Below are 11,932 nucleotides of genomic sequence, written 5' to 3' on the forward strand. Positions count from 1 at the left end.
TTTTCAAATAATTTTTATAATCCTGCCAAAGGCTTACATCAGGGTTGGCCGCGGGGTCGCAGCAGCGAATAATGCCCCCCTTTGTATAAGGAGAGATGTAACCCATGTGGTTCAAAAACCTGCTCGTGTATCGCCTGACTCAGGATCTGCCATTTGACGCCGAGGCGCTGGAAACCGCACTGGCGACCAAGCCTGCACGCGCTTGTGCCAGCCAGGAGCTGACCACGTACGGTTTCATCGCGCCGTTCGGCAAGGGCGAGGACGCTCCGCTGGTGCACGTCAGCGGCGATTTCATGCTGGTCTCGGCCCGCAAGGAAGAGCGCATCCTGCCCGGCAGCGTGGTCAACGATGCGCTGAAAGAGAAAATCGAAGAAATCGAGACCGAGCAAATGCGCAAGGTCTATAAAAAGGAACGCGATCAGCTCAAGGATGAAATCGTCCAGGCGTTCCTGCCGCGTGCCTTCATTCGCAAATCCTCCACCTTCGCCGCCATCGCGCCGAAGCAAGGCCTGATCCTGGTCAACGCCTCCAGCCCAAAACGCGCCGAAGACCTGCTGTCGACCCTGCGTGAAGTGGTTGGCTCGCTGCCGGTGCGCCCGGTCACCGTCAAGACCGCGCCGACCGCGATCATGACCGACTGGGTCAAGACCGGCGAAACCGCCAACAACTTCTTCGTGCTGGACGAATGCGAACTGCGCGACACCCACGAAGACGGCGGCATCGTGAAGTGCAAGCGTCAAGACCTGACCAGCGACGAAATCCAGCTGCACCTGAGCACGGGCAAGGTCGTCACCCAACTGTCCCTGGCCTGGCAAGACAAATTATCGTTCGTGCTGGACGACAAACTGAGCGTCAAGCGCCTGAAATTCGAAGACCTGCTCCAGGATCAGGCCGAGCAGGATGGCGGCGACGACGCGCTGGGCCAGCTCGATGCCAGCTTCACTTTGATGATGCTGACCTTCGGCGAATTCCTGCCAGAACTGTTCGAAGCACTGGGTGGCGAAGAAATTCCGCAGGGGATCTGAGCCCGTAAAATCTAACGCCGCAACCCTGTAGGAGCGCGCTTGCCCGCGATTGCAGTGTGTCAGACGCATAGAAGCTGTATGACACACCGCAATCGCGGGCAAGCGCGCTCCTACAGGTTGGAATCTGTGTCTATTAACAATAAAAGGAGCAAGCCATGCGTGCGCTGGCTGCATTGAGTCGTTTTGTCGGCAACACCTTCGCCTACTGGGTGCTGCTGTTCGCCGTCCTGGCGTTCCTGTTTCCGACCTGGTTCATCAGCCTCAAGACCCTGATCGTTCCGCTGCTGGGGCTGGTCATGTTCGGCATGGGCTTGACCCTGAAGCTGGAAGACTTCGCTGAGGTCGTTCGCCATCCCTGGCGCGTAGCGCTGGGCGTCGTCGCCCATTTCGTGATCATGCCAGGGGTGGCGTGGCTGCTGTGCCAGGTGTTCCATCTGCCGGCGGAAATCGCCGTCGGGGTGATTCTGGTCGGTTGCTGTCCGAGCGGCACGTCATCCAACGTCATGACCTGGCTGGCCAAGGGCGACCTGGCGCTCTCGGTCGCCATCGCTGCCGTGACCACCCTCCTCGCCCCGCTGCTGACCCCGGCGCTGATCTGGCTGCTGGCTTCCGCCTGGTTACCGGTGTCCTTCATGGATATGTTCTGGTCGATCCTGCAATTCGTGATGCTGCCCATCATCCTCGGTGTGATCGCCCAGCGCGTGCTCGGCGAAAAAGTCAGTTATGCCGTCGATGTGCTGCCGCTGATTTCGGTGGTCAGTATCGTGATGATCGTCTGCGCCGTGGTGGCCGCCAGCCAGGCGAAGATCGCCGAATCCGGTCTGCTGATCATGGCCGTGGTCGTCCTGCACAACAGCTTCGGTTTCCTGCTGGGCTACTTCACCGGCAAGCTGTTCAAACTGCCACTGCCGCAACGCAAGTCGCTGGCCTTGGAAGTCGGCATGCAGAACTCCGGCCTGGGCGCCGCACTGGCCAGCGCCCACTTCTCGCCACTGGCGGCAGTGCCCAGCGCGCTGTTCAGCGTGTGGCACAACATATCCGGGGCGTTGCTTTCGACGTATTTCAGGAAAATGGCGCCGGATGATGCCGTGACGGAAGACCGGCCGGTGGTGGGCTGATCCGTATCATCCGATACCCCGCTCGATACCGTGAGAGCGAATTCATTCGCGATGCAAGGGTGCTGGCGATAACGGCGCTCCAGCCTACGTCGATATCGCCTGATGCCCAGAGGAAAGGCACTCCGATTCACATCGGAGTGCCTTGACTAGCGCACGTCCCCTCTCAACGCCGCCACTCGTTCGCGCACCGCTGCAGGTTGCGAGGCATCCCCCGCCATCGCAGGCCCCGCCACCAGCGTCACCCGCGACCACAACCGCCGAAACACACCTTTATTGGGGTCTCGGCTGAAGAAGCTGCCCCACAGCCCTTGCAACGCCATGGGGATCACCGGCACATGGGTTTCCTCTAGCACGCGGGTCATGCCACCTTTGAACGCGTCGATTTCACCTGTGGTGGTCAGTTTCCCTTCGGGGAAAATGCACACCAGCTCGCCGTCTTCAAGGTATTCGGCGATACGTTTGAACGCCTGGTCGTAGATGAGCAGGTCCTCGCCCCGCCCGGCAATCGGAATCGCGCCCGCCGTGCGGAAGATGAAGTTGAGCACCGGCAGGTTGAAGATTTTGTAGTACATGACGAAACGGATAGGCCGACGCACCGAACCTGCGATCAGCAGCGCATCGACGAACGACACATGGTTGCAAACCAGCAGCGCCGCGCCCTCATCAGGGATCTGCTCAAGGTCGCGATGCTCGACGCGGTACATGGAATGGCTGAGCAGCCAGATCATGAAGCGCATGGTGAATTCGGGGACGATCTTGAAGATGTAAGCGTTGACCGCGATGTTCATCAGCGAGATGACCAGGAACAGCTGCGGGATCGACAGCTTTACCACGCTGAGAAAGATGATCGACACGATCGCCGAGACCACCATGAACAGGGCATTGAGGATGTTGTTGGACGCGATCACCCGCGAGCGTTCTTTCTCCGGGGTGCGGGACTGGATCAGGGCGTACAGCGGCACGATATAGAAGCCGCCGAAAATGCCGATACCGAGGACGTCCAGCAACACCCACCACGCCTGGTCGTAACTCAGCACGGCCAGCCAGTCGTTGTCCTGGACGTTTTGCGGGAATCCCCCCGAGTGCCACCACAGCAACAGCCCGAATACCGTCAGGCCCATGGAGCCGAATGGGACCAGGCCGATTTCCACTTTGTGGCCCGACAGCCGCTCGCAGAGCAAGGAACCCGCAGCGATGCCGATAGAAAAGACCGTCAGGATCAGGGTGACGACGGTTTCGTCGCCGTAAAGAAATTCCTTGGCATAGGCCGGGATCTGGGTCAGATAAATCGCGCCGACGAACCAGAACCAGGAATTGCCGACGATGGAGCGGGACACCGCTTTGGTCTGCCCCAGGCCGAGTTTGAGGGTGGCCCAGGATTCGCTGAAAATGTTCCAGTTCAGGCGCAGGTCGGGCGTGGCGGCCGCTGCCGGGGGGATGCTTCGGCTGGCGAAGTACCCCAGACACGCCACCGCGACCATGGCGGTGGACACCACCGGTGCGTAGTGCGTCGTCGACATCATGATCCCGGCAGCGATGGTGCCCGCCAGAATGGCCAGAAAAGTGCCCATTTCCACCAGACCGTTGCCACCCACCAGTTCGTTTTCATGCAAATGCTGGGGCAGGATCGAGTACTTGACCGGGCCGAAGAGCGCCGAATGGGTGCCCATGGCGAACAACGCCGCGAGCATCAGTGACAGGTGGTCGAAGAGAAACCCGAGCGCCCCGACCAGCATGATGCCGATCTCCAGCGCCTTGATCATGCGGATCAACCTGTCCTTGGGGTATTTCTCGCCAAATTGCCCGGCCAGTGCCGAAAACAGGAAGAAGGGCAGGATGAACAGCAAGGCGCAGAGGTTGACGTAAATCGATCGGTCACCGTCGAGGGTCAGCTTGTAGAGAATGGCAAGGATCAGCGATTGCTTGAAGATGTTGTCATTGAACGCCCCAAGGGACTGGGTCACGAAAAACGGCAAAAAGCGCCGCTTGCCCAACAAACTGAACTGCGTCTGACTCATCGTCCGTGGTCCTGAATAGCGCCGTGCTCGGCTTTTTGAATGCAGCTTCGGGAGGACGCCACAGCGCCGACCCGAGCCACATTGAAAACGCTGGCCGAGGGGATGTCGATCATTTCAGGGCAAATGTGCTTCGCCGCGCCAGATCTGAGGGCAATCAGCCACGCGATCTGGCGATGCAAGGCGAAACGAACAGCTCGCCTTTGTAGGCCCCCACCAGCGTTCGCTTCATGATGACCAGCCACAACGCTGCCAGCCCGATCACCAATACGCTGCCGAGCACGGCGAAGAATTCCAGATGCAGCACGCTGCCCAGCCTCAGGGTGGTCAGGGCAAACACACCGAGTGGGAAGGTGAACGCCCACCAGCCCAGATTGAACGGGATGCCGTTGCGCAGGTAACGCAGGGTGATCAGCACGGCGAGCAGCAGCCACCACACCCCGACGCCCCACAGTACGATGCCTGCGATCAAGCCCAGCCCTGCCGCAACGTCGCCGATGCCGGGCAACCCATTGGCGGCAAAAATGGCTGGTGAGTCAGCGCCCAATACCAACAGGCCAAACGCCCCGGTGCTGATCGGTCCGAGCGCCAGCCAACTCGATGCGGCCATGTTGGCGTGGGGCAACTTGTGCAGCGCCATGCGCAGCACCAGGATCGTCAGAATGCTGAATGCCACCGGCACCGACAGCCCCCACAGCACATAGCCGGTGACGAGGACGTTGAACTGGCGGTGCGCGTCCGTCAGATGCGGCGCCAGCAAACCGCCGCTGGCCGCAGCGACTTCCGCGGCCACCACCGGTAACAGCCAGACGGCGGTCATCTGATCGATGCTGTGCTCTTGGCGAGTGAACATCAAGAACGGAATCAATATGCCGCAGGCCAATGCCATCACCACATCGACCCACCACAGCATCTCGGCCAGGGGCAACACCGCGCTGCCCCAACGGGGCAGACCGAAAATCAACAGCCCATTGATGAGGGTGGCCAAGCCCATCGGGACAGTACCGAAAAACATCGAAACCGTTGAATGCCCGAAGATCCGCCGCGCCTCATCGAAAAACATCACCCAGCGGGCGGCGTATAGAAAACCGAAGATCAGGAACAGGACGACATCGAAGCACCACAACGCCTCGGCCAGTGACCACAAGCCGGGCACCGGAAAAGGAAGCTGGGTCAGGGCCGCTGACAGAACCCCAGTGCCCATGGTCGCAGCGAACCAATTCGGGGTGAACTGGCGAATGACTTCAAGGGGGTGGCTCAATTGGCCGAAGGGTTTGGGCAGCAGAAACAAGGGATGACTCATGGACGGCTCCTCTCCTCTCGTGAGGTGGTCACCATATTAAATTGCCCACTGTTATCGACTAAGCGGGTAATTTCTCTATCAGTCATAGATTTTACAGATATGCGAAATCAGCCCCCTGCGACACCCCGCCGCTGCGACCTTGGTCGAGAAAGACGAACGCCACTCGCCATGCGAGACTGTCCAACCGGTGAAGGATCACCGCCGATTGTCGTTGCCCGAATCCGGAGTTGTCATGTCACTGTCCAGCGGATTGATCGCTGCCGTCGCCCTGGCCTATATGGCCATCATGTTCGCCATCGCCTTCTACGGCGACAGACGCAGCGCAGCCTTGCCGCCGCGTCTGCGCGCGTGGGTGTACAGCCTGTCGTTGGCGGTGTACTGCACCAGTTGGACCTTCTTCGGCGCGGTCGGCCAGGCTGCTGAACAACTGTGGTCGTTTTTGCCGATCTACCTGGGCCCTATCGTCATGATGGTGCTGGCGCCCTGGGTGATGCAGAAGATGGTGCTGATCAGTAAACAGGAAAACATTACCTCCATCGCCGACTTCATCGCCGCCCGATACGGCAAATCCCAGACGCTGGCGGTGGTGGTGGCACTGATCTGCCTGATCGGCGTGCTCCCTTACATCGCGCTGCAACTCAAAGGCATCGTGCTGGGGGTGAACATTCTGATCGGCGCGGGAGCCGACGCCACCGGCACGCGCGCACAGGACACGGCGCTGATCGTGTCGCTGGTGCTGGCACTGTTCACCATCGTCTTCGGCACGCGCAATCTGGATGCCACCGAGCACCACCGGGGCATGGTGCTGGCCATCGCATTCGAATCACTGGTCAAGCTGTTCGCGTTCATGGCCGTAGGCGTGTTCGTGACGTTCGGCCTGTATGACGGGGTCGACGATCTGTTCAATCAGGCCATGCTGGCACCGCGGCTGGAGGCGTACTGGGAAGAAACCATCAACTGGCCGTCGATGGTGGTGCAGACCGGCGTGGCGATGATGGCCATCGTGTGCCTGCCCCGGCAGTTTCATGTCACCGTCGTGGAAAACATCGAACCGCAGGACCTGCGCCTGGCCAAGTGGGTGTTCCCGACCTACCTGCTGCTCGCCGGCCTCTTCGTGGTGCCCATCGCCCTCGCCGGGCAGATGCTGCTGCCCACCTCGGTATTGCCTGACTCCTTCGTGATCAGCGTGCCATTGGCCCATGCTCACCCGGCTCTGGCCATGCTGGCGTTCATCGGCGGCGCGTCGGCCGCCACCGGCATGGTGATCGTCGCCAGCGTCGCGCTGTCGACCATGGTGTCCAACGACATGCTGCTGCCTTGGCTGTTACGGCGCAAAACGGCCGAACGCCCCTTCGAAGTCTTCCGCTACTGGATGCTCTCGGTCCGTCGGGTGAGCATCGTCGTGATTCTGCTGCTGGCGTACGTCAGCTATCGCCTGTTGGGTTCGACGGCCAGCCTGGCCACCATCGGGCAGATCGCCTTCGCCGCGATCACCCAATTGGCCCCGGCCATGATCGGCGCCCTCTACTGGAAGCCTGCCAACCGCCGCGGTGTGTTCGCGGGTCTGGCGGCGGGGGTGTTCATCTGGTTCTACACCCTGGTGCTGCCATTGGCCACGCACAGCATGGGCTGGTCGTTGAACAGTTTTCCACTCCTGGCCTGGCTGCACGGCAATCCATTCAACCTGCCGATTTCCCCATTGACGCAAGGCGTGGTGCTGTCGATGGCGGGGAATTTCGCCTTGTTCGTGTGGGTGTCCCTGCTCTCGCGAACCCGCGTCTCCGAGCACTGGCAGGCCGGGCGGTTCATTGGCCAGGAGTTGAACGCGCGCCCTCACCAGCGCTCTCTGCTGGCCGTGCAAATCGAAGACTTGCTCAAACTGTCGGCCCGTTTCGTCGGCGAAGAACGCGCGCAACAGAGCTTCATTCGCTTCGCCTACCGGCAAGGCAAGGGCTTCAATCCGAATCAGAACGCCAACGGTGAGTGGATCGCCCACACCGAGCGCCTGCTGTCTGGCGTACTGGGGACGTCGTCCACACGGGCGGTGGTCAAAGCCGCCATCGAAGGCCGCGACATGCAGCTTGAAGATGTGGTGCGCATCGCCGACGAGGCGTCGGAAGTGCTGCAATTCAACCGCGCGCTGTTGCAAGGGGCCATCGAGAACATCACCCAAGGGATCAGCGTGGTGGATCAGTCCTTGAGGTTGGTGGCCTGGAACGACCGCTATCTCGAACTGTTCAACTACCCGGACGGGCTGATCAGCGTGGGCCGGCCGATTGCCGACATCATCCGGTACAACGCCGAGCGAGGCCTGCTGGGCCCGGGTGAGGCGGAAGTGCATGTCGCCCGGCGTCTGCACTGGATGCGCCAGGGTCGTGCCCACACCTCCGAGCGCCTGTTTCCCAACGGCCGTGTGATCGAGCTGATCGGCAACCCCATGCCAGGGGGTGGGTTCGTCATGAGCTTCACCGACATCACGGCCTTCCGCGACGCCGAGCAGGCGCTCAAGGGCGCCAACGAAAGCCTCGAACAGCGCGTGGCCGAACGTACCCGCGAGCTCTCGCAATTGAACCTGGCCCTGACCGAAGCCAAGGCCCACGCCGAAGCGGCCAACCAGTCCAAGACGCGCTTCCTGGCGGCGGTCAGCCACGACCTGATGCAACCCATGAACGCCGCACGGCTGTTTTCCGCAGCGCTGCTGCACGTCGACGAACGCATCCCGGAGGAGGCCTTGAAACTGATCCAGCACCTGGACAGTTCGTTACGCTCCGCCGAAGACCTGATCAGCGATTTGCTCGACATTTCCCGGCTGGAAAACGGCAAGTTCACGCCGACCATCACACCTTTTCCCCTCAACAATCTGTTCGACACCCTCGGTGCCGAATTCAAGGCGCTGGCGCACGAGCAAGGCTTGAGCTTTCGAGTGCGCGGCAGTCACTTGCGCGTGGCCAGCGACGCCAAGCTGCTGCGCCGGGTGCTGCAAAACTTCCTGACCAACGCCTTCCGCTACGCCAAAGGGCCGATCCTGCTGGGAGTGCGACGCAAGGGGGCGAACGTGAGCCTGGAGGTGTGGGACCGAGGCCCGGGCATTCCCGAAGACAAACGTCAGGTGATCTTCGAGGAGTTCAAACGCCTGGACAGCCATCAGACCCGCGCTGAAAAGGGTCTTGGGCTGGGGCTGGCGATCGCCGATGGCCTGTGCCGCGTGTTGGGGCACACGCTGGAGGTGCGCTCTTGGCCAGGCCAAGGCAGCGTGTTCAGTGTCGAGGTGCCGCTGGCGCGTACGCAAGACGTGCCGCAAGCCGAGGGGACAGAACCGAAGAAAGCCGCTCTCAACGGAACGCAGGTGCTGTGCATCGATAATGAAGACAGCATCCTCATCGGGATGAACAGCCTGCTCAGCCGCTGGGGTTGCCAAGTGTGGACGGCGCGCAATCGCGACGAATGCCAGGCCCTGCTCAACGAGGGCGTACGCCCTCATCTGGCGCTGGTGGATTACCATCTGGACCACGGCGAAACCGGCACTGATCTGATGGCCTGGCTGCGCACGCAGTTGGGCGAGCCGGTGCCCGGGGTGTTGATCAGTGCCGATGGCCGTCCGGAACTGGTGGCGCAGGTGCACGCCGCGGGGCTGGACTACTTGGCCAAACCGGTGAAGCCTGCCGCACTGCGTGCGTTGCTGAGCCGCCACGTCAGCCTGAGTTGATTGCCCCCCCGCGCTAGCAGAAACAGGGGGCGGCGGCTGACGAAACGCCATCGCCCCCTAGTGTTCAGCGAGATCCACGGTGACCGCAACAACGGTCACCGCGAGCCGCTACCTCGACTTGCGGAACACGAACATCAGCCCCACCACGATCAACACCATGCCCAATACGCTCAACAACGCCAGGCGATTGCCGAAGATCAGGTAATCCATAATGGCGGTCACTGCGGGCACCAGATAGAAAAGACTGGTGACATTGACCAGGTTGCCCTGGGCGATCAGTCGGTACAGCAGGAAGGTCGCCAAGACCGAAACCACCAGCCCCATATACAGCACAGGCACGTAGAAGCCGACGCTGTGCTCGAAGTGGAAGGGTTGAAACGGCACGAAGGCCGCGCACACCAGCGTTCCAGCGAAATACTGAACCGGCAGGGTGCCGAGCGGGTTGTCGGTGATGCGTTTCTGCATGATCGAGCCGCCGGTCATAGCCAACATGCCCAGCACGCCGAACAGCATGCCGGCCAGGGATCCACCGTCGCCAATCCCTTGGAACACCACCAACACCAGACCGGCCAGCCCCAGGCTCAAGCCGAACATCCTCGACACTGAACGGCTGCGCTCCACCATGACGGCGGTGAGAATCGGCTGCACGCCCATGATGGTCGCCATGACCCCCGGCGCCACTTTCATGTCCAGTGCCAGCAGATAACAGATTTGGTAGGCGCCCAGCAGCACGGCACCCGTCATCAGGGCGAAGCGCATCGGCTGGCCGGTGGCGGGCAGCCTATAGCCCAGGGAGGGAATCAGAATGGCCAGCGCGATCAGCGCCAGTACGAAGCGGAACAACAGAAAGGCAAAGGGCGATGCGTGGGTCAGACCCCACTTGGAAACGATCGCTCCGCTGCTCCACAGCAGAACGAACAGGGTCGTCGTGGCCAGCGAGGCCAGGGCTTTGTTAGCGAACATGGTGTCACCTGTGATTCAGACAAAATCGGACCCGGCGCGAAACCGGATTCACATACGTTTTGTTGGGTGTTGCAGGCGAGGATCGACAGCGTGAGAAGCGTCGATCAGCCCAGCACAACCACGGCAGGCGGTGCGACGACGCACACGACCGGGCTGCTCACAGGAGAAGGTGGAGGGTAACGCGTGATAAAGGCGACTTGCATGCACCCGCACGGATCGGCAGCAGCGACGGCTGCGGCGTGGAACGCGATGTGTGGGCCGAATGCAGGCATTGTCTGCGCCTTTGAGAAAGAGGAGTACCAGGATATTGCAACGTGTTGCAGTACCGGCGACGACTATACCCAGCCGACCGGCACCCATGCAACCGCCAATTGCGACACCGGCCCTGAGGGTCACCAACTGAATTTCAACTCGACCCCCAGGTAGTTGCTGTCATGCCCCCCGGCATCTCGCACTGCCTGCCCGACGTCATAGTGCACCGCCTCGATCGCACCGCTCAGGTTACGGGTGAAGGCGTAATCGGTCCGCACTTGACCGTAGGCACCCGTCCAGCGGCTGCCCTGCCCCGCCGTCCCGGCGATGGCAATATTGGGCTGCACGTAGACCGCATCCTCGGTGGTCTCGCGCCACTGCAGGCCGATGGCGGTCTGCACACTGAGCTTGGCAATGGGTTTGACGGTGATCGATGGCTTGATATGAAGAATGTTCGCGTAACCGGTGTAGCCACCCAATGAAAAGTAATAGCCATTGGGGAACAGCGGGTTGAACGTCCCCAGCGTCCCGTCGCCGCGCTGCCGGTCGCCCGACGCAGCGTCCAGTTGCAGGCCAAGGCGCGGCGTCCAGGTCGTGTCCGAGAAGGTATACCCCACCCGGCTGCCAGCCGCCCAGGCCCGAATGCTTTTGGAACCGACCGAACCGGTCTGCCCCATGGCCTCGAGATCCCAGTCATAACCTGCCGCCGATCCGCCCAGGCGGGCGTCGAAAATGTTTCGATGCTCGGCCCCGTCGGCGTCCAGATAGCTGGCCTCGTCGCGCTCGAACAGGCCGACGTAGGCCGACAGCTCGTTACTGCCACCGACGAGCCGCTCGACGCGCAAGAGGTGGAAGCGGAAGTCATGATTAGAGCGGTCGTCGAAATGGCGCTCGTCCTGATACTGCACCGGTCGGCTGGCGATCCCGATGAATCGCCACAGCCCGGTTTCCCAATCCGCCCACAGGGCATCGAACGACTGCCGCACGTTCGGGCCATCACGGGAAGAAATGAAACGCTGCAGGTCGAACGCGAAATCCTGCCGCCCGACCCGCGCCTTGAAGGTGTTGTCGCCAAAGGTATTGATGTACTCGAGAAAAGCCAGACGCAGGTCCGTACGGTTTTGGTCCGCACCGCCAAGGGTGGTCTTGTCGTAGGCGCGCACGTCCTCGAGCTGGGTGAACAGCCGCCAGTTTTCATTGAAATGCAGATCAGCGTGAACCTGAAAACGCTGCAGCAGGTAGGCATCGCGTGCGATGTTTCGCGTGCCGAAACTACTGGCGTCGTTCATTTCAAAACGTTCGCGCAACGTACTGCCCAAGGACAGGTACGTGTGCGGGTCGTCGCCGGACAACGGGATGTACTTCAGGCTGTCCAGCGGCTCGGTGCGCAGGGCCGGATCCGCCAGCACCGACCAGTCTTCCTGCCAGCGGTTGGTCTTGATGACCGGACGCGATACGCCGTCGGCGGCGTGGGCCTGAGCACCGATGAGCGGCAGGCTGAAGGCCAGCCAGACACCGCTCAAGCTCCGCCGGATTCCTGTACAAGCCAC

The 11,932-nt window shown here is 61.4% G+C and carries 7 protein-coding genes; 3 read left to right on the top strand and 4 right to left on the bottom strand.

Annotation, left to right across the window (positions count from 1 at the left end; translation table 11 throughout):
* Nucleotides 1-104 precede the first annotated feature (104 nt).
* Both rdgC and DBP26_RS00335 read left to right on the top strand, forming a co-directional pair.
* Complete coding sequence (gene rdgC / locus DBP26_RS00330; RefSeq protein WP_108235624.1) at nt 105-1,025, top strand: recombination-associated protein RdgC; 921 nt, start codon at nt 105-107, stop codon at nt 1,023-1,025.
* A gap of 155 nt (nt 1,026-1,180) precedes the next feature.
* A complete protein-coding gene (locus tag DBP26_RS00335; protein WP_108235625.1) occupies nt 1,181-2,143 on the top strand; it encodes a bile acid:sodium symporter family protein in 963 nt (320 codons plus the stop codon).
* 146 nt (nt 2,144-2,289) lie between these two features.
* Here DBP26_RS00335 and DBP26_RS00340 read toward each other — a convergent pair whose 3' ends face one another.
* Together DBP26_RS00340 and DBP26_RS00345 are read right to left on the bottom strand one after the other, a co-directional pair.
* A complete protein-coding gene (locus DBP26_RS00340) occupies nt 2,290-4,161 on the bottom strand; it encodes an MFS transporter (protein ID WP_108235626.1) in 1,872 nt (623 codons plus the stop codon).
* Nucleotides 4,162-4,315: 154 nt separating this feature from the next.
* On the bottom strand, nt 4,316-5,461 hold the full coding sequence (locus DBP26_RS00345; RefSeq protein WP_108235627.1) for a TDT family transporter: 1,146 nt from the start codon (nt 5,459-5,461) through the stop codon (nt 4,316-4,318).
* A 232-nt stretch (nt 5,462-5,693) separates the two neighbouring features.
* Between DBP26_RS00345 and DBP26_RS00350 the strand changes: the two genes are divergently transcribed.
* Nucleotides 5,694-9,167 (top strand): PAS domain-containing hybrid sensor histidine kinase/response regulator, encoded by a 3,474-nt coding sequence (locus DBP26_RS00350; protein ID WP_108235628.1) that lies wholly within the window; start codon nt 5,694-5,696, stop codon nt 9,165-9,167.
* 108 nt (nt 9,168-9,275) lie between these two features.
* Here the strand turns inward: DBP26_RS00350 and DBP26_RS00355 are convergent, their stop codons facing one another.
* Both DBP26_RS00355 and DBP26_RS00360 read right to left on the bottom strand, forming a co-directional pair.
* Complete coding sequence (locus DBP26_RS00355) at nt 9,276-10,130, bottom strand: DMT family transporter (protein WP_108235629.1); 855 nt, start codon at nt 10,128-10,130, stop codon at nt 9,276-9,278.
* 392 nt (nt 10,131-10,522) lie between these two features.
* Nucleotides 10,523-11,905 carry an alginate export family protein gene (locus DBP26_RS00360; RefSeq protein ID WP_256600436.1) on the bottom strand — a complete coding sequence of 461 codons (1,383 nt, stop codon included), beginning with the start codon at nt 11,903-11,905 and terminating at the stop codon, nt 10,523-10,525.
* Nucleotides 11,906-11,932 lie beyond the last annotated feature (27 nt).

Source organism: Pseudomonas sp. RIT409, from assembly GCF_003052515.2.
In the GTDB taxonomy this organism is placed as follows: Bacteria; Pseudomonadota; Gammaproteobacteria; order Pseudomonadales; family Pseudomonadaceae; genus Aquipseudomonas.

Excerpts from the sequence above, each read along its gene's own strand:
- DBP26_RS00340 (WP_108235626.1), bottom strand. The coding sequence starts at position 4,161 with ATGAGTCAGACGCAGTTCAGTTTGTTGGGCAAGCGGCGCTTTTTGCCG.
- DBP26_RS00350 (WP_108235628.1), top strand. The coding sequence starts at position 5,694 with ATGTCACTGTCCAGCGGATTGATCGCTGCCGTCGCCCTGGCCTATATG.
- DBP26_RS00355 (WP_108235629.1), bottom strand. The coding sequence starts at position 10,130 with ATGTTCGCTAACAAAGCCCTGGCCTCGCTGGCCACGACGACCCTGTTC.
- rdgC (WP_108235624.1), top strand. The coding sequence starts at position 105 with ATGTGGTTCAAAAACCTGCTCGTGTATCGCCTGACTCAGGATCTGCCA.
- DBP26_RS00335 (WP_108235625.1), top strand. The coding sequence starts at position 1,181 with ATGCGTGCGCTGGCTGCATTGAGTCGTTTTGTCGGCAACACCTTCGCC.
- DBP26_RS00345 (WP_108235627.1), bottom strand. The coding sequence starts at position 5,461 with ATGAGTCATCCCTTGTTTCTGCTGCCCAAACCCTTCGGCCAATTGAGC.